This window comes from Bradyrhizobium sp. LB8.2, assembly GCF_040548035.1.
In the GTDB taxonomy this organism is placed as follows: domain Bacteria; phylum Pseudomonadota; class Alphaproteobacteria; order Rhizobiales; family Xanthobacteraceae; genus Bradyrhizobium.
On record NZ_JBEPQV010000013.1, the window covers coordinates 142,396 to 162,002 of the forward strand.

Annotated in this window: 16 protein-coding genes, 1 tRNA gene and 2 pseudogenes; 10 read left to right on the top strand and 9 right to left on the bottom strand. The window is 64.0% G+C overall.

Annotation, left to right across the window (positions count from 1 at the left end; genetic code table 11):
• The first annotated feature begins 25 nt into the window (after window positions 1-25).
• Window positions 26-1,120: an HD-GYP domain-containing protein gene (locus tag ABIB06_RS17945; RefSeq protein ID WP_354049009.1), complete on the top strand. Its 1,095-nt coding sequence runs from the start codon at window positions 26-28 to the stop codon at window positions 1,118-1,120.
• Between the two features lie 16 nt (window positions 1,121-1,136).
• On the opposite strand, the gene ABIB06_RS17950 is transcribed toward ABIB06_RS17945, so the two are convergent.
• Window positions 1,137-2,714 (bottom strand): ATP-dependent acyl-CoA ligase, encoded by a 1,578-nt coding sequence (locus ABIB06_RS17950; RefSeq protein WP_354069167.1) that lies wholly within the window; start codon window positions 2,712-2,714, stop codon window positions 1,137-1,139.
• A 98-nt stretch (window positions 2,715-2,812) separates the two neighbouring features.
• Window positions 2,813-3,223 (bottom strand): VOC family protein, encoded by a 411-nt coding sequence (locus tag ABIB06_RS17955; RefSeq protein WP_354049013.1) that lies wholly within the window; start codon window positions 3,221-3,223, stop codon window positions 2,813-2,815.
• Window positions 3,224-3,348: 125 nt separating this feature from the next.
• On the opposite strand from ABIB06_RS17955, the gene ABIB06_RS17960 reads away from it, so the two are divergent.
• Both ABIB06_RS17960 and ABIB06_RS17965 read left to right on the top strand, forming a co-directional pair.
• The gene (locus ABIB06_RS17960; RefSeq protein ID WP_354125604.1) at window positions 3,349-4,314 is read left to right on the top strand and encodes a Bug family tripartite tricarboxylate transporter substrate binding protein; all 966 of its coding nucleotides are present in this window, start codon (window positions 3,349-3,351) and stop codon (window positions 4,312-4,314) included.
• Window positions 4,315-4,463: 149 nt separating this feature from the next.
• A complete protein-coding gene (locus tag ABIB06_RS17965; protein WP_354049017.1) occupies window positions 4,464-4,742 on the top strand; it encodes a DUF3551 domain-containing protein in 279 nt (92 codons plus the stop codon).
• Window positions 4,743-4,820: 78 nt separating this feature from the next.
• Here ABIB06_RS17965 and ABIB06_RS17970 read toward each other — a convergent pair whose 3' ends face one another.
• On the bottom strand, window positions 4,821-6,077 hold the full coding sequence (locus tag ABIB06_RS17970) for a S1C family serine protease (RefSeq protein ID WP_354049019.1): 1,257 nt from the start codon (window positions 6,075-6,077) through the stop codon (window positions 4,821-4,823).
• Between the two features lie 201 nt (window positions 6,078-6,278).
• On the opposite strand from ABIB06_RS17970, the gene ABIB06_RS17975 reads away from it, so the two are divergent.
• From ABIB06_RS17975 to ABIB06_RS18000, 6 genes and pseudogenes are all read left to right on the top strand, one after another.
• Entirely contained in the window at window positions 6,279-6,896 is a 618-nt protein-coding gene (locus ABIB06_RS17975; RefSeq protein ID WP_247351576.1) for a hypothetical protein, read from the top strand.
• Window positions 6,883-7,257: a transcriptional regulator gene (locus ABIB06_RS17980; RefSeq protein WP_247351578.1), complete on the top strand. Its 375-nt coding sequence runs from the start codon at window positions 6,883-6,885 to the stop codon at window positions 7,255-7,257. Before ABIB06_RS17975 ends, ABIB06_RS17980 begins: the two co-directional genes overlap by 14 nt.
• Before the next feature lie 29 nt (window positions 7,258-7,286).
• Entirely contained in the window at window positions 7,287-8,027 is a 741-nt protein-coding gene (locus tag ABIB06_RS17985) for a di-trans,poly-cis-decaprenylcistransferase (protein ID WP_354049022.1), read from the top strand.
• 277 nt (window positions 8,028-8,304) lie between these two features.
• A pseudogene (locus tag ABIB06_RS17990) lies at window positions 8,305-8,469 on the top strand (cyclic nucleotide-binding domain-containing protein); the annotation flags it as partial.
• Window positions 8,470-8,503: 34 nt separating this feature from the next.
• Window positions 8,504-8,679 (top strand): annotated as a pseudogene (locus tag ABIB06_RS17995) (DNA-3-methyladenine glycosylase I); the annotation flags it as partial.
• A 267-nt stretch (window positions 8,680-8,946) separates the two neighbouring features.
• Window positions 8,947-9,240, top strand: coding sequence for a hypothetical protein (locus ABIB06_RS18000; RefSeq protein ID WP_247351582.1), 294 nt, complete (start codon window positions 8,947-8,949; stop codon window positions 9,238-9,240).
• A 78-nt stretch (window positions 9,241-9,318) separates the two neighbouring features.
• On the opposite strand, the gene dinB is transcribed toward ABIB06_RS18000, so the two are convergent.
• Window positions 9,319-10,416: a DNA polymerase IV gene (gene dinB / locus ABIB06_RS18005; RefSeq protein WP_354049025.1), complete on the bottom strand. Its 1,098-nt coding sequence runs from the start codon at window positions 10,414-10,416 to the stop codon at window positions 9,319-9,321.
• A gap of 123 nt (window positions 10,417-10,539) precedes the next feature.
• On the opposite strand from dinB, the gene ABIB06_RS18010 reads away from it, so the two are divergent.
• A complete protein-coding gene (locus ABIB06_RS18010) occupies window positions 10,540-10,749 on the top strand; it encodes a hypothetical protein (protein WP_354049026.1) in 210 nt (69 codons plus the stop codon).
• Window positions 10,750-10,869: 120 nt separating this feature from the next.
• Here the strand turns inward: ABIB06_RS18010 and ABIB06_RS18015 are convergent, their stop codons facing one another.
• The 5 genes from ABIB06_RS18015 to ABIB06_RS18040 all read right to left on the bottom strand — a co-directional run bounded on the left by ABIB06_RS18015 (window position 10,870) and on the right by ABIB06_RS18040 (window position 19,545).
• Complete coding sequence (locus tag ABIB06_RS18015; RefSeq protein ID WP_354049028.1) at window positions 10,870-12,717, bottom strand: acyltransferase family protein; 1,848 nt, start codon at window positions 12,715-12,717, stop codon at window positions 10,870-10,872.
• A 758-nt stretch (window positions 12,718-13,475) separates the two neighbouring features.
• Window positions 13,476-14,870, bottom strand: a complete 1,395-nt coding sequence (locus ABIB06_RS18025) for an MFS transporter (RefSeq protein WP_354049030.1) — start codon at window positions 14,868-14,870, stop codon at window positions 13,476-13,478.
• A 318-nt stretch (window positions 14,871-15,188) separates the two neighbouring features.
• Window positions 15,189-15,265, bottom strand: a tRNA-Arg gene (locus ABIB06_RS18030).
• Window positions 15,266-15,322: 57 nt separating this feature from the next.
• Window positions 15,323-16,378, bottom strand: a complete 1,056-nt coding sequence (locus ABIB06_RS18035) for a sensor domain-containing diguanylate cyclase (protein ID WP_354049051.1) — start codon at window positions 16,376-16,378, stop codon at window positions 15,323-15,325.
• On the bottom strand, window positions 16,378-19,545 hold the full coding sequence (locus ABIB06_RS18040; protein ID WP_354049052.1) for a bifunctional diguanylate cyclase/phosphodiesterase: 3,168 nt from the start codon (window positions 19,543-19,545) through the stop codon (window positions 16,378-16,380). Before ABIB06_RS18040 ends, ABIB06_RS18035 begins: the two co-directional genes overlap by 1 nt.
• Window positions 19,546-19,607 lie beyond the last annotated feature (62 nt).

The following is a 19,607-nucleotide window of genomic DNA, read 5'->3' on the forward strand; positions in this document are numbered from 1 at the left end:
AGTCCCGTGTGCTCTTGGGGAAGCCATGAACGCCTCAGCCAAAACCGCCGCCAAACGCCGGCTTCTGCTCGCCTCCGACCGGAGCGACGAGAGCACCGAGCTCGCCAGCATCCTCAAGGCGGTCGGCGACGTCGCGACGGTGACGACCCAGGAGCTCCCCGAGCAGCCTTCGCGCGAGCTCTCCGGCCTCGTGGTCGACATCAATTTGCGCTCGCCCGAGAGCGTGCAGCGGGTGCGCAACAAGCTGCGCGGCGACGCCTATCGCGCGATGCCGCGGCTGTTCGTGCTTGCGGACGCCCTGCATCACGGCACCATGCAGGCTTGGGCGCTGGGCGCCACCGACACCATTTCGCGGCCGCTTCAGCCCGAGGCTATCCTGCAGCGCATCCGTGCGGCATTCCCTGACACCGCCGTCTACGACGCGACCGATCGCGGCAAGACGCTCAATCGCGGCGTCGAGGCGGCGCATGCGATTCTGAAGAAGATGTTCGAGAAGCTGCCGCTCGGCGTGCCGCTGACCTTCGACGACGTCATCGCCGCCGAGAGCAAGATCCTGAAGGCGATCAAGCACTCCTCGCTGCGCGAATGGCTCACCACGGTGGGCTGCCACCATGTCGGCAGCTACCGCCACTGCCTGTTCGTCACCGGATTTGCGGTCTCCTTCGCTCAGCACCTCGGCATGCGCGAGGACGATCAGCGCCGGCTGACCCGCGCCGCGCTGCTGCACGACGTCGGCAAGGCCTTCGTTCCCTCCGCGCTGCTCGACAAGCCCGGCAAGCTCACCGATGAGGAGATGGCCGAAGTCCGCCAGCACCCGCGCCGCGGCTATGACGCGCTCGCAGCCCAGGGCGGCTTCCCGCCGGAGATGCTCGACGTCGTGCTGCACCACCACGAATTTCTCGACGGCTCTGGCTATCCCAACGGGCTTTCGAGCAACCAGATCAGCGACATCGTGCGGGTCACGACGATCGTCGACATCTACGCCGCACTCGTGGAGAAGCGCGCCTACCGCATGCCGTTCACCCATTCGCGCGCGTTTGCGATGATGGAAGGCATGGGCGGCAAGCTGGACCAGCAGCTGTTGCAGGCGTTCCGCCCGGTGGCGCTGGGATCGTTCTGAAGCATCATCCTACGAGCTACCCCACCATCTTCCTCAGCTCCGCCTTCGCCACCTTCTCCAGCGTGGAGCGGGGCATGTCGTCGACGAAACGAATTTCGCGCGGCACCTTGAAGTCGGCGAGGCCGGTGCGGCAGGCGGTCATGACGGCTTCGTGCAGATCGGGCCGCGCGCCGGCGACGCCACCCTGCGGGATGATGAAGACGACCGGCACCTCGTCGAGCATCGGATGCGTCTTCGCCACCACGGCGGCCTCGCGCACGCCGGGGACGAGTGCGACCACCTGCTCGATCTCGGACGCGGCGACGTTCTCGCCGCCGACCTTGAGCATGTCCTTGCTGCGGTCCCCGAAGCGGATAGTGCCGTTCTCCAGCCGCACCACGCGATCACCGGTGAGAAAGAAGCCGTGCTCGTCGAAGCTCTCGCGTGTCGCCTTCTCGTTGTGCAGATATTCGGCGAACAGCGACAGGCCGACGATGCCCTTGATCGAGAGATTGCCGGTGTCGCCGACCTGCGTCGGCCTTCCGTCATCGTCGGTGATGCGGATCTGGTATTCGCTCGCGGCGCGGCCGATCGACATCGGGACGTTGGGCTGGTCGACCTCGCCGACGATGCCGTGGCTGATGGTCTCGGTCATGCCCCACCAGCCGATGATCTTGACGCCGAAAGCGGCGAAGGCCGGCGGCTCGTTGATCGCGGTGCCCCATAAGCGAAATTTGTGATCGCGCGGGACCTCCTGCTCGAGCAGCGCCTTCATGCAGAACGGTATCGTCGAGGTCCAGGTCGAGCCGTGCTCGCGCGCGACGCCCCAGAACCGGCTGGCGGAAAAGCGCGGCTGGATCACGCAGGTGGCGCCGACCCATAGCGCCGCCAGCATCGAATAGGCCAGCGCATTGGTGTGGAACAGCGGCAGATAGGTCTGATGCACGTCGCTTGCGTGCAGGTCCTCGTGCGCGGCGTTGATCTTGGCGCCCCACAGCGCATTGGCGTGGGTCCACAGCACCGCCTTCGGACGCGATGTCGTGCCTGAGGTATATTGCACGCTGCACGGCGCGAGCGGATCTGTCGCACGCCTGGGACGATCGGCGCTGTCGGCGAACAGCGCTTCGAAACTGTCGCCGCGTGAGACCGCTTGCGCAGGCGCCGCGCCCGAATCATGCGAGGTCACTGCCATCCAGCGGATGTTGCGGCAGTTCTGCGCAACGATCTCGGCATAGGCCGGCTGTGTGATCGCGGCGACCGCGCCGCAATGATCGGCGAAATAGTCGAGCTCGGCCGGTGCCGAGCGCGTGTTGGTGGTCACCGCGATGGCGCCGAGTTCGACGCAAGCAAACCAGGCCAGCAGCGCCTCGATGCAATTGTCGAGATGAATGAGCACATATTCGCCTGGCTTCACGCCGCGCTTCGCCAGTCCCGCCGCGAGCGCGCCGACCCGCTCGTGAAACTCGCGATAGCTCCAGTGCCGTACGGGCGCGTCGAACGGCGCCCAGATCAGGAACGGATGTGAGCTGCGCATTTCGGCGCGCATCTTCAGCAGCGAGGGCACGTCGAGCCCGTCGAATGGGCTCACGATTCCGGCGGCCGTGTCGTTCGGCATGTTTGCTCCCGTGCAGCCTGCTTCTGGTTGGCGGCTGTCTTCAGATTATTGTCGGGAGCTCTTTTGCCATTGGATGGCGCAGGGAGCAAATGCGCTGGTCAATCCGCGTACGACGAAATCTCGATCAAACTCCCATCCGGATCCCGGCAATAGACCGAGCGCAGCGTGCCGCGGGCACCCTGCTTGGGAACCGGGCCTTGCTCGATCGCGACGCCATATGCCTTCAAATGCGCCACCACCTCGTCGGGGGCGGCGGAAGTGAGAAAGCACAGATCCTCGCCGCCGGCGGTCTGGTGGTCCGCGGTGAACCACTCCACCTTGTCGGCATCGCGCGGCCGGACGTTGATCTTCTGGTTACCGAATTGTAGCGAAGTCCGCGGCGCTTTGCCGCCGCCGGGGTCGGACACCTTGACTTCCATGCCGAGAATCCTGCCGTACCAATCGGCGGTCACTGCGACGTCCGCGACGTTGATCACGAGATGATCGAGGGCTTCGACCTTGACCGGCATGCGTTATCCTTTCGTCGTGATGCGCCCCGTGGACTTTCCGCCTGCGGCAAGCTTTGTTACAACCGCATCGACGCCACTTTCAAGCTGTCTGGCTTCAAGAACAACACGTTGGGAGAACCCTTGAGATGATCACTCGCCGTACCGCGCTGAGCCTGCTCGCCGCCAGTCCGCTTGCAGTCAGCCCGCTGTCGAAGGCACTTGCCGCCGATTATCCGGCCCACCCGGTGAAATGGGTGGTCGGCTATCCGCCGGGCGGGGCCACCGACATCCTGGCGCGGCTGATCGGCCAGCGGCTGTCGGAGAAGATCGGCCAGCAGTTCGTGATCGAGAACAAGCCGGGTGCCGGCAACAACATCGCCACCGAATCGGTCGTCAACGCCGAGCCCGACGGCTACACGCTGCAACTGATCAATCCGGCCAACTTCATCAACGCCTCGCTCTACACCAATCTGAAGTTCAACTTCGTGCGGGACATAGCGCCGATCGCCTCGTTCCAGCGCGTGCCGAACGTGATGACCGTCAACAAGGACGTGCCGGCCAAGACCGTCGCCGAGTTCATCGAATACGTGAAGGCCAATCCCGGCAAGGTCAACATGGCCTCCTCGGGCAACGGCACCTCGGTGCATCTGTCCGGCGAGATGTTCATGGCGCTGACGGGCTGCAAGATGCAGCACGTGCCCTATCGCGGCGCCGCGCCCGCGATCACCGACATGCTCGGCGGCCAGGTGCAGGTGATCTTCGACAACATGCCCTCGATCATCCAGCACATCCGTTCCGGTTCGCTCCGCGCTATCGGCGTCACCACGGCGGAGCGCTCGCCGCAATTGCCCGACGTGCCGGCGATCGGTGAGACCGTGAAGGGCTACGAGGCGAGCGCGCTGTTCGGCATGGGTGCGCCGAAGAACACGCCCAAGGAGATCATCGCCAAGCTCAACGGCGAGATCAACACGCTGATGAAGGAGCCGGACATGACCAAGCGCCTGGTCGAGCTCGGCGGCGAGCCGCGGCCCGAGGCGTTCGGCGAAGAGATCAAGGCCGAGACCGAGAAGTGGAAGAAGGTCGTCGAGTTCGCCGGCCTGAAGATCGAGTAGCGATCTTGTGATGTCCGTGATTGGAGCCCTGCCGTTCGGCAGGGCTTTTTTCTTGGGTGCCAAGACCCGTCGATCTGGAATAAAACGGCGTGGCGAAACCTGATGCAATATGGCGCGTATCTCGCGCTGTGAGGAGAGGAGTTGGGATCATGCGCAAGACACAATTGGCGCTTGTGGGCCTAGGCGCGACAGTCCTTGCCGGCTTCGCCACTGTCACGCCCGCGGCGGCACGCGACTACCCATGGTGCGCCCAGGGCGGGGAATATGATTATCCCGGTGAGTGTGCTTACAGCACCTATGAGCAGTGCCAGGCCAGCGTGTCTGGACGGCTGCTGTATTGCGGGCCCAATCCGCGTGTCGCCTACGGTCAGGCGCCTCTGCCGCAATCGCGGTCGTCCCGGCGCGTGCGGCCCGTCGCGCCGTATTGAGGAGCTCGCGGTTTGACCTGGGCGCCCGGATGGCGCGGAAGCGGAATCCGGGCTACGCAGACGTAGCCCGCGTTGTCGCTACCGCTTGGCGTCGGCCTGCTCGGTCCCGTTGCACGAGATCAGCATCGTGTAGGGCCGCGCGTTGCCGGCGATGTCGGTGGTCTTGAGCTCTCCCTTGAGCTCTCCCTTGGGCTCGGAGGTCTGGTAGGGCACCACGCTGTTGTCGAGGAAGTCGCGCAGCGCGCCGGTCTTGATGGCGAAGTTGATGTTCTCGGGAATGTTGCCGGTCGCGGCGGCGATGCGCAATACGGGGATCTTTGCGGTGACAACGCCCACGATCTGACCGGTGGTGTCGAACAGCGGGCCGCCGCTGTTGCCGGGCTGCACCGGCGCGCTGATTTGCAGGAAACGCGTGTCGTTGCGCATGCCGCTGAGCGAGCTCACGATACCGGTCGTCACGGTGAAGTCCGACGTGAGCAGGCCATGGAAGGGAAAGCCGATTACGATGACGGAATCGCCGGAGCGGATCGAGCGGTCGCGAATCCGCGCAAAGTCCTTGAAGGTCATGGTCGATGGCGCCTGCAAGAGGGCGAGATCGTTGTTCGCGTCGCTCGACACCATGCGCAGCGCCATCGAGGCCTCACCGGTGAGATTGCCTTTGATGTCGCCGACACAGCCGTCGATCACATGGTTGTTGGTGACGACGTGGCCGTTCGCGCTGACCACAAAGCCGGTGCCGCTCCTGGCCCTGGTAGCTTTGCTGCCGACCGGTGGCGCCTGCTTGTCCGGCGCGGGCTGCGGCTTGGCGGCGATCTTGGTGAAATCGCCGGCCTTGCTGAGCCCATCGGCCTTCACCTTGGTCGCGCAGTTGGCCAGGGCCGCGATCACGGGCCCGGTCGAGGTCAGGTCGAAATTCAGGACCGCGCGGCCGGCCGTCGCGACCATCAGGCTCGCTTTCTGGAACGTTCGCACGACGTTGGCAGGCATGACGGCCGTGAGCATGTTCGTCTGGTTGGCCGTGGCGAACAGTCTGGCCTGCTCCTGTCCATCGAAGATGACGTCAATCGCGGCGTTCTCGCCCTTGTTGAAGCGGTAGCTGGGACTCGCAAAGGCCAGCGACCATATGCCGGCAGCATTGTAACCCACGACAAGGATGACGCCGTTCGCGTAAGGTGTCGTCGCGGCGCAATGCGAGAAAGCTCCCGTTTCATCATTGCTGAACGCGCCGCCGATCCAGTTACCGACCTTGACGCTGCCGAACGGCCCGGCCGCATGCGCTGCGCTGAAGATGCTCACCTGCAATAAACACGCAACGATTAATGACTTAAGCCACATACCTTCCCCCGGGAACGCTTTTGCGCGCATCTTAGCTGCGAGAGGAGGTGCTGCGCAACCGGCAGTTGTCGGGCCGTGCAGGCGGTCTCGGAGCGACCTTCCGGCTTGCCTTTACTTTGCAATCCTATATACTTTGCAATACAAAGTAACGGGACCAGCATTCCCGGCAAGCGTGGGCGGAACGAGGTTTTGGCGTTGCCAATGCGCGATCTCGACAAGGCACTGGCCGACATCGTGGCGATCCGCAGCCAGATCGCGGCCGGCACGGCATTCCGCGGTTACGGCTCGGCGACGATGGCCGCGACCGGCGCGGTCGCGCTTCTCACCGCAATCCTGCAATTCTGGCTGCTCGGGGATCCCACCAGCGAGCCGCTCGGCTTCTTCTTCGGCTGGTTCATTGCCGCCGCGCTCTCCGGCCTGATCATCGGCGTCGAGATGCGCGCACGTTCGCGCCGCCATCACTCGGGTCTCGCCGACGCCATGATTCACCAGGCAGTCGAGCAGTTCCTGCCCGCAGGTGTGGCCGGTGTTCTGCTTGCGGTGGTGATGTGGAAGTTCGCGGGCGAAACGCTGTGGTTGCTGCCGGGCCTGTGGCAGATCCTGGTGTCGCTCGGCATTTTCGCCTCCGTCCGCTCGCTGCCGCGCACCGTCGCACTCGCCGGCGCCTGGTATTTCATGTCCGGCTTTGCGGTGGTGGTGCTGGCGAGCCAAACCCACACGCTGTCGCCATGGACCATGGGCCTGCCCTTCGTGATCGGGCAGTCGGTGATGGCGGGCATTCTGTATTTCGCGTCCGGAGACCATGATGTCGAAGACTGACAGCGCGCCCTTCTCTTATGAAGGACTGGACCGCGTGATCCACGAGAAGGCGAGGCTCGGGCTTCTGACCTCGCTGATGGCGCATCCGAAGGGTCTGGCGTTCGCCGATCTCAAGCAACTCTGCGGCCTCACCGACGGCAATCTCAGCCGGCATCTCGCCGTGCTCCAGGAAGCCGGCCTCGTCGAGGTGACCAAGGGCTATGAGGGCAATCGCCCGCACACGACCTGCCGCCTGACCAAGGCCGGCCGCCGCCGCTTCCTCGACTATCTCACCGTGCTCGAACGCCTGGTGCGCGACGCGGCCAAGGCCGCCGGCCGGGAGGCGACGCCGCTCGGCCGTCTCGGTATCGTCTCGACTTGATCTTCCCTTTTTTGACCGGAGACTTTGCAATGCAAAGCGACCTTATATCCCGCAACGAGAAGCTTCACGTCGGCGTCATCATGGACGGCAACGGCAGATGGGCGACGCGGCGCGGCCTGTCGCGCATGCGCGGCCACGAGGCCGGCGTCGAGGCGATCCGCCGCATCGTCGAGGTCGCACCCAAGCAGGGCATCGGCACGCTGACGCTCTACGCATTCTCCACCGACAATTGGCGAAGGCCGAAGGCCGAAGTCGCCGCGCTGATGACGCTCTTGCGCTTCTATCTCGCCAACGAGGTGCAGAGCCTGGTGAAAAACGGCGTCCGCCTCACCGTGATCGGCCGCCGCGACCGCCTGCCCGACGGCATCGCCAACGCGATTGCGCGCGCCGAGGCGGCCACCGCGCATGGCAGCACGCTTCATCTGCGCATCGCCGTCGACTATTCCGCCCGCGATGCCATCCTCAACGCAGCGGGGAAGGCGGCGGCGCTGACCAGTCTCACCCGCGAGGCGTTCTCGCAGCTCGTCACCGGCGAGGCCGGTTTGCGCGACGTCGATCTCATCATCCGCACCTCGGGTGAGAAGCGGCTGTCGGACTTCCTGCTCTGGGAAGGCGCCTACGCCGAGTTGCACTTCACCGAGCGGATGTGGCCTGAATTCGACGCGGGCGATCTCGCCGCGGCCCTGGTCTCCTTCCACGGTCGCGAGCGTCGCTTCGGCGGCCTCCAGGCGATCGTGCCGGAGGAGGTGCCTTCACTCTCTCGCGTGTGACGCAGAAGGCGGGGCAACGGTCCCTGCGGCTGTCATGTGCGATGTCTTCGGGTTCAGTCGGGGGATTGGGCTTCTTTCAGGGAGTGGGACGGACGATCACGCCAACCAACCGCAGGACAGCGAGGAACAGTCGATGACGGCGGCGCGGCCTGAACGGCGCGTCGGACAGCGCGAGACCACTTGAACGCGGTCGTGTGTGACGTACGGCCTGGGAGACTGGTAGTCGATCCACCTCGCCAAGCGCCTGTCGCGATAGCCGGGCTTGCCGTGAACTTGAGCGCTGCTGCTCGCGCGCACGCTGGCGCAGTGGCTCAACGTCGCCAACACCTATCTCGCCGACCTCAAGCAGCAATATGCCGGCCATGGCACCCATCTGATCATGGTCGGCGAAGTGCTCCAGAGCATGATCAACCTGCCGCCACTCAAGGTCTCGCCAGGCTAGGATCGGCAATCCGATCCAAGGATGTGAGCCAGTCGGGCGCCGCCTCGATGGAAGCTGCGGGCCGCTTCAGGAGCGCTTCGTCGGCTGGGACGGCTTTGTCACCTCAAAGACGTCGTGGCTTGCCTGCGCGATGCCGGCCTCGACATCGCCGACGAGATCAAGTCCAAGGGTGATCTCGCAAAAGTGCAGGCGCCGTTCAACGCATGGGCGGCTCACGATTTGCTCGGCGACGGCGCGGACCGGGACATCCGGATCGTCGAAGCCGCCGAGTAGCATTGTTCGATCGCCGGATCGTGGACATCCTGTGGCGATCTCGTGCCGCGAGCGCGGCGAATGAAACTCGCGATCACGAAATGAATTCTGTCGGAACATTTGTGCGCAGCACCCGTTCGGGAGATTGAGCCAGGCGAACATCGACGCAGGGAACCTGCTCTGGCTCAGCTCAATGAAACCGACGTGACAGAAACGGAGCAGCTCATGAAGCTCACATCCGAACAGGTGAAGCAGACCGTCAACCAGCTCGGCGCTCAGGTGCTGCCCGACGAGCATCCCGCCATGCCGCAGCTCAACAGCATGTTCGGCGAGCACACTTTCTTTGTCGACGATATGGGGCTGAAGGTCGTCGAGCCCACGGCGCCGCCCGGCACCGAGCGCCAGAGCGGCGAAGTCGTCAGCCTCGCCAACTGGGGCGATCCCGAACTGACCCGCCTGATGGCGCATGAGCCCGAGCCGACCGGCGTGATCGTGGTGTTCGAGCACGTGAGGCATTGACAGGTCTGGGCCTATCGATCTCGACGGTGGCGGTTCTGAATCCCGCCACCGATCAGGACGGGTTTAGAACCGCCAGGATCAAATGCCGAAAGTCAGCTGCGGCTCTGCGTCCCCCATCTGGAGGGCAGACAGCGATACCCCCAGCAGCCTGACGCGCTTGGGTAGCGGCATTTCGAATTCGAGCAGGCCGCAAGCCAACCGCTCCAGATCGTCCCGGCCCGCAACCGGCGAAGGTGCGGACTTGCTGCGCGTGATGATCTCGAAGTCGGCAAATTTGATCTTCAAGGTGACGGTGCGGCCCCGGTTGCCGGTCGCTTCGCAATGGCGCCACACTTTGTCGACGAGCGGCTTGAGCTCGGCGACCAGCGCGTCGAATGCGTTGAGGTCGATCGAGAACGTGGTCTCCGCGCCGATTGACTTGCGGACCCGGTCGGCCCGGACCGGCCGTTCGTCGACACCGCGCGAAATCCAATAGTAATAGGCGCCCGACTTGCCGAAATTCGCATTCATGAACTCCAGCGTCTGATTGCGAATATCGAGGCCGGTGAACATGCCGAGCGCGTTCATCTTCGCGCCGGTCGCCGGGCCTATGCCATGGAATTTTCCGACGGGCAACGCCTCGACGAAGGCGGGTCCCATCTCCGGCGAGATCACGAACTGACCGTTGGGCTTGCGATGATCGGAGGCGAGCTTGGCCAGAAATTTGTTGTAGGAGATGCCCGCCGATGCGTTGAGGCCCGTCTCGGCCTTGATCCTCTCGCGGATCCGCAGTGCGATGTCCCGCGCCAGCGGAATGTCTTGCAGGTTTTCCGTCACGTCGAGATAGGCCTCGTCGAGCGACAACGGCTCGATGATGGGAGTGTGCTCGGCGAAGATGTCGCGGATCTGCCTGCTGATTGCCTTGTAGACCTCGAAGCGCGGCTTGACGAAGATCAGATCGGGACATTGTCGCTTCGCAGTCACGGACGGCATGGCAGAGCGAACGCCGAACGTGCGGGCCTCATAGCTGGCGGCCGCGACGACGCCGCGTTCCGCGGAGCCTCCCACTGCAACCGGCTTTCCGCGCAGGTCCGGATTATCGCGTTGTTCCACGGACGCATAGAAAGCATCCATATCGATATGGATGATCTTGCGGACGGGCGAGGCATCGCCGGTCACGGTGTCGGATTCGCTCATGGACAGATGATACAATTGCGCGACGAGAAGCGCGAGGTGACGTGTGATTCACAGAGCAATCTCAGGCTTGTGAGTGGCAAGCATGACCACGCGATCTAATATGAGTTCGCGGAGGGACAGCCAATGCAATACAGTTCCGAGCTCATTCAGACGATGCGCCAGGCGCTGGAGGCCGTGATGGCGAGCGTGCCGGCCGACCAGTCGGTGTTCGGCCTGAAAGCGGCCGTAGCCGAATGCATCCTGAAGGCGGCCGCACACGGTCAGACGTCGTACGACGGACTGGTGACGTCGGCTTCCGACCAGATCCAGGCGATCATCTCGATGCTGACGTGAGCGCGGGCCCGGTTGGGCATGTGCCGTGCGTTCGAGCGTGTAAAGTATCGACCATTGGCAGTCGCGGAGCAGGCGAGTGTGGCCTTGATCCGTAAGTCATTGAAATTTCCAGCCATTGGATCAGTGCAAGACGGCGCTAGGAGAGGCAGCCTGCCGAAACAGATCCCGCCCCACGGCATCGAGTACCAGCCTAGCCCCGCCCGGTGACAGATGTATCGTATCGGTCACGATCACCTCGCCGGCCGGCGTGCGCACGAGGCATTGTTGCCGCTCATCGCACAGCACCTTCCGCAACGACACATAATCGACGCCGGCGGATTTGCTGAAAGCGCCCATCAGATCATCCTCTGCAGGCCCGGATACCCCGGCGCCGAGCCGGTCAGGAATCTCGTGCGCGAAGCGATAGTGGTTGATGATCGCGTGCGGCAGTGTGCGCTTCCACACCGGCGGCGGCCCGACGATGACCACGCGCGCTACCCCGGTGCTCCGAAGCGCGGCGATGGTGCTGCCGAGCTTGTTCAGGTCGGTATCGAAACCCCACATCGCATGCAGCACGACGATATCGGGGTGAGATTCCTTGATGACGGCAATGGCCCTGCCGTTGCTCTCGACGCAGGATGCATTCGGTCCCGCATCGAGGATCGGCGCACAGCCCGGCGCATTCAAACGCCCCACGCGGAACGAGGCTTCCCTTGCCGCATCCGCCGCGGCCGGATAGAGGGCCGCGGCGGATGAATCGCCCCACAGCAGGAGCAGCGGCTTGTCGCCCTGCTCGATGCAGTTCGCATCAAAGCTGCTCCCCGGTGCCTCCAGGAAACAGTGGTCCCTGAATGCGGGATTGTCATCGGTGCTGACGGTCGCGATTGCCTGTAGCGCCAGCGGAAATCGCGAGACAAAGCCGGCGGAGAGGATCGTGACGATTCCGATCACGCCGACCGAGGCCAGCGCGATCGACAAAGCCGGCGCGGTATTGCGCCGATGACGGACCGGCGATTCGATGTAGCGATAGGTCAGGATTGACAACACGGTCGCGGCGAGAACTGCGGCCCATATCTCGATGAAATTCGGAACCCCGTGCCGTACAATTCCGAGATAGGCCAGCAGCGGCCAGTGCCAGAGATAGAGTGGGTAGCTGATGAGACCGAGCAGCACGGCGGGCCGGCTCGACAATAGCACGCGGTTGACCGCGGCATTTGGCGACGCGATCACCAGTGCAGCGCCGATAACGGGGAGCAATGCCAGCGCCCCCGGAAAGGCCATCGCGCGATCGAACAGCAGAGCGGAAGATGCGATGGCACCAAGGCCAATCGCGCCGAGAAGGTTGCTCCTGCTTTTTCGGACGAGGTTGGCCTCGGCCACGAGCCCGCCGATCAGCAGTTCCCATGCCCGCGGCAAGGGGGCGTAGAAGTCCCACTCCAAGTTCGTCCTGGCCAGAGCCACGCCCGCCACCAGCGACAGCGCGATGGCGCCGAGGATGTATTGACGCCGGTGCGGCGAGCGCGCCAGCAGGCCGAGCGCCAGCGGCCAAAAGATGTAGAACTGTTCCTCGACACCGAGCGACCAAAGGTGGAGAAGCGCGTTCTCTCCGGCGAGTGGCGCAAAGTAGCTGGCCTGCCCGAGCTGGAACAGGTTTGAGGCGAAGAGAACGCTGGCGACGATGTTCTCTCCGAGCAGCCGGAACTGTGGAGGCAGCAGGATGGCGTATCCGAGCGCATAGGTGGCCAGCAGCACGGCGATCAGGGCCGGAAAGATGCGCTTGATCCGGCGGCCGTAGAATGCCGCGAGCGAGATGCCACCAGGCGTCAGCAGTATCCGCGTGATCAGAAAGCCAGAGATGACGAAGAAGACGTCAACGCCGACGAAGCCGCCGGGCAGCATCCAAGGGTGCGCGTGATAGCCGACGACCAGCAGGATTGAGACGGCACGCAGCCCGTCAATGTCTGGCCGATAGTTTTCCGACGGCTTCATCGACTTCGCAATAGCGAAATTCTTATCGAGACACAATCCGACATGAAGTGGCAACTCATGGACATGATCGTGATCGGCAAGTTCCAGGCGGTGCCGTGCCAACTTCGGAGGTTGCGTCCTTGGGCCAACCTTCAATCGCGTTGAAGGCGACAATGCGCAGGGTAGGCATCGGGCAGCGGCCGGTGCAGCGCCGTCTTCGTCCCAAGCGCGCACATCCAGACCTCGCGCTCCTCATCTGTGGTGCGGATGACCGGCATGCCCTTGAGGACGGATCGGCTCGACGGGTGTGTTCGGCGGCGTCGTAAGGAAGCCGTAGACATGGTGCGGTCCCGGGATGGGCTTCGACTTGGTCCCCGGCAATCGATCCATGCTTCTTGCTTCGCCGGTCAACGTGCCCGCTAAATCGCTCGCGGCGATCTGGGCTAAGGGCAGGCTTGATGGTGTGGAATGGCAACCTTTGCTGCCGCAGCGGAAGAAGAACTGGCGGGCGCTTATCCACCACAAAGGGGCGGGAGGCCAGCTGCCTAACTGACTGAGTTTACTGGCGCACCACGGCCGATGAAGGTGGGCACTACGTATTCGCCGTGGCGCTATGAGGCGATACTCCCAAGCACGAAGAGGTTTCCAGACCTACGATCGGGCGCCAACAACATTAGCTCTCTGGCTCGCTGTCCTTTCTGAAGATGTCTCTTTGAAGATGTCTCTGGTCACGCCCCTGGCTTCGCTTTCGCGCGCCGGCATGAGGGGGCGGGCTGCGCTCATTCCGCGACGGCGGCCGCGGGTTGCAGGCCGTGCGCCTCGTCGGCGCTGATGGTCGGCGCCGATCCCTCCAGCGGCTGCCCAGACGTCTCACGCATGAGCAGCACGGCAAGCAGTCCAACCAGCGCAGCCAGCATCGCGTAGTAGGCCGGCATGTAATCGTCGCCTGTGGTGCGCACCAACCACTCCGCCACCAGCGGCGCCGTTCCGCCGAACAGTGAGGCGGACAAGTTGTACGCGATCGACAGCCCGCCGTAGCGGATTGCCGTTGGGAACATGGCCGGTAGCGTCGACGGTGTCGTACCGATGAAGAGCGTCTGGCACAGGCCGAGGATCAGGAGCCCTGGCAGGGTCGCTGCGATGTAGCCCTGTTGTAGCAGCCACAGTGATGGTAACGACAACACCAAATAGCCGACGCAGGCTGCCAGCAGCACTGGACGTCGCCCGATCCGGTCGCCAAGCCGCCCCACGAACGGGATCGCCACTAGCATCACCAGCATAGTCAGCAGGCTGAGCAAGAGGCTGTGCTTGGTGTCGTAGCCGAGCGTCCCCGACAGGTAGTTCGGCATGTAGGTCAGCACCAGGTAATTGGTGACGTTGAGCGCCGCCACCACGGCCATGCAGAGCAGAAAGACCCGGCTGTGCTCGATGACGATGTCGTGCAATCGGCTCCCGCCAGACCGCGCATGCGCCCGTTCGTCCATTGTAGCGAAGGCTGGCGTCTCCGAGAGCCTGAGCCGCAGATAGAGCCCAATGAGCCCGAGTGGACCGGCAAGCAGGAACGGTACCCTCCAGCCCCATGACTCCATCGCCGCGTCGCCGAGCGTCGCCGTCAGGCCGGTGACGAGCGCCGCTCCCGCCACAAATCCAGAGATGGTGCCGACCTCCAGAAACGATGCGAGGAAACCGCGGCGCCGATCGGGCGCGAACTCGGTGACGAACGTGCAGGCACCGCTGTACTCGCCGCCGGTGGAGAAGCCCTGCACCAGACGGGCGACGTAGAGCAGAACAGGCGACCAGATGCCGATCGACGCGGCGCTCGGGATCAGGCCAATCGTGAAGGTGGCCACCGCCATCGAGATGATCGTGATGGCAAGTATGCTCCGGCGACCTATCCGGTCACCGAGCATTCCGAAGAAGAACCCACCGATCGGGCGAACCAGAAAGGCGACCGCGAACGCGGCCAGACTGTAGATCAATCCGTCGCCGCTGCCGGGGAAAAAGACCTTGCCAAGAACGACTGCAAGGTAGCTGTAGACGCCGAAGTCGAACCACTCCATCGCGTTGCCCATCGCGGTGGCAGCAACAGCGCGCTTGACCTCCTGCTCGTCGACAACCAGCGGCTGGCGCTCTTCTGCAGCACGTCGACCGGCGGTCGGAAATGTCCGGAACATTGGTCGTATCCTTTGCCGACCGAGCAGACAGCCACCTCGTGACGGGCGATCCGAAAGTCGGAGAACCGACCGGTCCGAGTTCCGAGTCGACAACGCACGAAAGTCGGGCAGGTTCGCGGGAAGATTCGGCGCATGTTCCGAAAGGAATGGACGAATTTTCAGAAGGTTGGATGGCGCCCCAAAGTGACAACCACATTGTCGCTCGCGCGCTCTGGTCGAACAGCGCCTTTGGCGTCGCAAAACCGAACTGCGGCGGAGGCCTATCACGCCGCAGGCGTTGAATCGGCGGCTGCCGATGTTCGCGATTCCATACCGAAATGGCGCACCCGACACGATTCGAACGTGTGACCTTTGCCTTCGGAGGGCAACGCTCTATCCAGCTGAGCTACGGGTGCAGTGGGGTTCATTTAGCCGATTGGCCGGGAGCGGGCAACCGCTTCCGCCGTCTCCAGCTAGGCTGATTTGCGGGCGATGCGGCCGGGAACCGGCAGGATGTCCCGGCCGAGCCCGGCGAATTCGGCGAGCAGCCGTTCGGCGCAGATGACGCGGTTGCGGCCGAGCCGTTTGGCCGCATAGAGCGCCTCGTCGGCCGCGCCCAGCAGCCGGTCGGGGCTGCCGTCGATTTCGCCCGGAATGTGGCTGGCGACGCCGACGCTGAGGGTGACGTGGTCGCCGGCCCCGTCGGCGCCATGGGTGATCCGCAAGGCCATGACGGCGCGGCGGATCTCGTCGGCGATGACGCGGGCGGCGTCGCAATCCAGGTCCGGCAGGATCAGCGCGAATTCCTCGCCGCCATAGCGGCTGGCAAGATCGAGCGGGCGCACGGCATGGCGGCTGACGACGGCAGCGACCGCGCGCAGGCATTCGTCGCCGCTCTGGTGGCCGTGGCGGTCGTTGAACAGCTTGAAATGATCGACGTCGACGAACAGCAGCGCCATCGGCTTCTGCGTCCGCTGGGCGCGGGCCCATTCGCTCAACAGCATCTGATCGAACGAGCGGCGGTTCGACAGGCCGGTCAGCCCGTCCTTGGTGGCAAGCTCCTTCAGCGCCATCTCGGCGCGCTTCTGGTCGGTGAGATCGCGCAGCGTCTCCACCACCGCGATCAGATGGCCGGCCTCGTCGTGAATCGGGCCGGCATCGATGGCGAGATAGAGCTGGCTGCCGAGCTTCGGCATCACGCACCAGTTCTCGGCGCTGAAGCCGAGCCCGTTATGGCCGCGTGCGGCATATTCCGAATAGAACTCCGGCAGCTGTTCCGGGCGGTCGAGCGCGACGAGGTCTGCGAGGCAAGGGCGCTTGGTCTCGTAGAACGCTTGCCAGTGCTTATTGGTGCCGATCACCTCCGAGGCGGCCACTCCGGTCAGTCGCTCGCAGGCACGATTCCAGATCACGACGCGGCGCTTCGGGTCGATCACGAAAGTCGGCACCACCAGATGCTGCATCAGCCGCACGGCATAGGAATCCGCAACGTCGACGGTCTTGGGTGGAATTTTGGCTGGCTTCGCCATCAGGCCACCGCCGCCACCGGCAAGGCTTGGACCGGCAAGGCTTGGACCGGCAAGGCTTGGACCGTTAAGGCTTGGGGCAAGCCATCGCCCTGGCCGAACAGCTTTCGCACCTCGCCGGCGGGCTTCGGTTTGCTGAAAAGATAGCCCTGCATCTGCGTGCAGCCGAGCGCGCGCAGCATCTCGCGCTGCGCCTCGGTCTCGACGCCCTCCGCGACCGTGGTCATGTTGCTGGCGGCGGCGATGTTCACCACCGCCTGCACGATCACGGGCGCGCCGCTCGTCTCCGCGATATCAGCTACGAAGCAGCGGTCGATCTTGATCTTGTCGAACGGGAAGCGCTTGAGATAGCTGAGCGATGAGTAGCCGGTGCCGAAATCGTCGAGCGCGATGCGCACGCCGATCGCGCGGAGCTGATGCAGGATCGAGAGCGCCGCCTCGTCGTCGCGGATCAGCACGGCCTCGGTGATTTCGAGCTCGAGCCGGGATGGGGCGAGCCCGGAAGCGGCGAGCGCGCCGGCGATCCGCAGCGCCAGCGTGTCGCATTTGAGCTGCACCGGCGAGACGTTGACCGCGACACGCACATGCGACGGCCAGGTCGCGGCCTCGTTGCAGGCCATGCGCAGCACCCAGTCGCCGAGCTCGTTGATCAGGCCGGTGTCTTCGGCGATCGGAATGAACTCCGCCGGCGACACCATGCCGCGCTCGGGATGCCGCCAGCGCAGCAGCGCCTCGCAGCCGGCGACCTCGTTGCTGCGCAGATCAACCAGCGGCTGATAGTGAATATCGAAACCGCCGGTCACCAGGGCCTGGCGCAGATCCTGCTCCAGGCTCAGGCGCGCCTTGGCGCTCGCATCCATCTCCGGCTCGAAAAAGCGGTGGGTGCGGCGTCCTTCGCCCTTGGCGCCGTACATCGCGAGATCGGCATTCTTGATGAGCTGGTCGAGATCGGTGCCGTCCTGCGGCGCCAGCGCGATGCCGATGCTGGCGTCGGTGGAGAGCTGATGACCGAAGCAATGATAGGGCCGTCGGATCGCCTCGAAGATCCGCGTCACGAATGACACCACGTCGGCAGACGACTCGATCCCGGTCTGGATCACCGCGAATTCGTCACCGCCAAGCCGCGCGATTAGGTCGCCTTGTCCGAGGCAGCCGCGGATCCGGCCCGCGATCGCCTTCAACAACTCGTCGCCGACGTGATGGCCGAGCGAATCGTTGATGCCCTTGAATTCGTCGATGTCGATATAGAGCAACGCGAACTGACCGCCGCCGGCGACCTTCTCCAGCTCGTGTTCGATCTGGTCGCGGAACAGCACCCGGTTCGGCAGGTCGGTAAGCGCGTCGTAATGCGCCATATGCGCGATCTTCTCGTCGGCGCGACGCCGTTCGGTGACATCCTCGACGACATTGATGAGATAGCGCGGCTCGCCGGATTTATCGCGAATGCCGATCCGGGTTGAGGTGATGTAGCGGAGTCCCTTGGTCTGGCTTTGCCAGGGGTGCTCGCCCTTGAGCAATCCCTTGGTCTCCCGCAACGCCTTGCTGTCGTCGTCGGTAACGACCATGGCGGTGGCGTCCGGATACAAGTCGAAGGGAGTTTTGCCGACGATCTCTTCACCCGATTGGTTGAATTGCTCCTCGGCGGTCCGGTTGATCAGCAGATATTGCCGAGTGTGGGCATCCTTCACCGTGATCTGCGAGGGGATATGGTCGATGATCTCGCGCAGGAACATGTAGTTGCGGTCGCGTTCCTGCTCCAGGTTGCGCCGCTCGGTGATCTCCTCGATCGTGGCCACCCATCCGCCCTGCGCGAGCGGCGTATTGATGACCTGGAAAGCGCGGGCGTTGGGCAGCTCGTGGATCCTGGTGGAAACCGTGCCTTCAGCGACGACCCTCATGACGTCGGCGCAAAACGCCTCGACGTCGCCGTCGAATGCACCGCGCTCCTTGCGATGGTGCATCGCCTGATGGATGTGGCAGCCGGGTTTGATGACGTCCGAAGACAGGCCGAACATGTCGGCGTAGCGGCGGTTGCAGGTGACGATGTATCCGGCAGCGTCGTACAGGATCAGCCCTTGCGACATGTTGTTCAGAGCCGTGTCGAGCCGCCCGCGCTCCGCTTCCAGCCGTTGCTGCGCCTCGCGGTTTTGTTGGTTGATCTGTCGAACGATCAGGAACAGGATCAGCGCGATCACCGTGGCCGAAAGCCCGGCCGTGGTGACCATGAAGCCGGTCTGCTGCCGCCAATCGGCCAACGCGGCGCTCGTGGTATTGGTCGCGACGATCACCAGCGGGAAATGCGACAGCGACGCCCCCGAGCCGAGGCGGTCCTCGCCGTTGATCGGACCTTTGACGCGCAGGGTGTGCCGGCCGCCTTCGGTCAGCATTTTGCGCATCAACGGCGCATCCTTGAAGTTCTTGCCGATCAGGTCTTCGACATGCGGGTAGCGCGCCAGCATCTTGCCTTCGCGGTCGAACAGCGAAATGGCCGCGCCTTCGCCGAGCGCCACGGAAGCAAAATAGCGATGATAATTGTCGGGATCGATCCGGCGCACCAGGACGCCGAGGAAAGTGCCGTCCGGCATGTTCAGACGTCGCGCGACGACCGTGGTCCATTTGCCGATGACGTAGCTGCGCACGGATTCCAGCAGCACCGGCTCGGATCGCGGGTCCGACTTGAAAGTCTGGAAATAGGCGCGGGCAGCGATGTTGATCGTGGGCAGCGGCTGGGCGCGCGACCAATTGACGATCTCACCCTCCGCATCGTAGATGACGATGTCGCCGAGGTAGGACACCGCGCTGATCTTGCTGCGCAGCATCTGGTTGGCGGCAGGCCCCGACATCCGCTCGCGGAACATCGCGGGTGAGGTGATCTCCGGCAGGTTCATCTGCCCGATCACATCGGCGGCGACGACGTCGGAATCTTCGAATTGCTGATCAAAGTGCCGCGCGATCAGCTGCACCGTGTTTTCCAGCTCGCGCTCGCGATTGGCCAGGGTTCGTTCGCGAAATTCGCCGACCGCCATGGCGGTCACGGCGAAGATCCCAGCGACCAGCAACACGCCGCACAGGGTCAGCCACAGCACGGGTCCGCGGCGAATCGCTGCCTCCCAGCCGTTCTTCACGGCTAGGGACATTCCTGCTGCGACCCCTGACAAGACCTGGCGCATTCCCCCTCCCTGGAGGGACAGGAATACGCCGCACAAATGGCGCAAAGCTTAGGAAAGCCAGT

Coding starts and splice junctions, on each gene's coding strand:
- ABIB06_RS17945 (WP_354049009.1), top strand. CDS start 26: ATGAACGCCTCAGCCAAAACCGCCGCCAAACGCCGGCTTCTGCTCGCC.
- ABIB06_RS17950 (WP_354069167.1), bottom strand. CDS start 2,714: ATGCCGAACGACACGGCCGCCGGAATCGTGAGCCCATTCGACGGGCTC.
- ABIB06_RS17955 (WP_354049013.1), bottom strand. CDS start 3,223: ATGCCGGTCAAGGTCGAAGCCCTCGATCATCTCGTGATCAACGTCGCG.
- ABIB06_RS17960 (WP_354125604.1), top strand. CDS start 3,349: ATGATCACTCGCCGTACCGCGCTGAGCCTGCTCGCCGCCAGTCCGCTT.
- ABIB06_RS17965 (WP_354049017.1), top strand. CDS start 4,464: ATGCGCAAGACACAATTGGCGCTTGTGGGCCTAGGCGCGACAGTCCTT.
- ABIB06_RS17970 (WP_354049019.1), bottom strand. CDS start 6,077: ATGTGGCTTAAGTCATTAATCGTTGCGTGTTTATTGCAGGTGAGCATC.
- ABIB06_RS17975 (WP_247351576.1), top strand. CDS start 6,279: ATGCGCGATCTCGACAAGGCACTGGCCGACATCGTGGCGATCCGCAGC.
- ABIB06_RS17980 (WP_247351578.1), top strand. CDS start 6,883: ATGTCGAAGACTGACAGCGCGCCCTTCTCTTATGAAGGACTGGACCGC.
- ABIB06_RS17985 (WP_354049022.1), top strand. CDS start 7,287: ATGCAAAGCGACCTTATATCCCGCAACGAGAAGCTTCACGTCGGCGTC.
- ABIB06_RS18000 (WP_247351582.1), top strand. CDS start 8,947: ATGAAGCTCACATCCGAACAGGTGAAGCAGACCGTCAACCAGCTCGGC.
- dinB (WP_354049025.1), bottom strand. CDS start 10,416: ATGAGCGAATCCGACACCGTGACCGGCGATGCCTCGCCCGTCCGCAAG.
- ABIB06_RS18010 (WP_354049026.1), top strand. CDS start 10,540: ATGCAATACAGTTCCGAGCTCATTCAGACGATGCGCCAGGCGCTGGAG.
- ABIB06_RS18015 (WP_354049028.1), bottom strand. CDS start 12,717: ATGAAGCCGTCGGAAAACTATCGGCCAGACATTGACGGGCTGCGTGCC.
- ABIB06_RS18025 (WP_354049030.1), bottom strand. CDS start 14,870: ATGTTCCGGACATTTCCGACCGCCGGTCGACGTGCTGCAGAAGAGCGC.
- ABIB06_RS18035 (WP_354049051.1), bottom strand. CDS start 16,378: ATGGCGAAGCCAGCCAAAATTCCACCCAAGACCGTCGACGTTGCGGAT.
- ABIB06_RS18040 (WP_354049052.1), bottom strand. CDS start 19,545: ATGCGCCAGGTCTTGTCAGGGGTCGCAGCAGGAATGTCCCTAGCCGTG.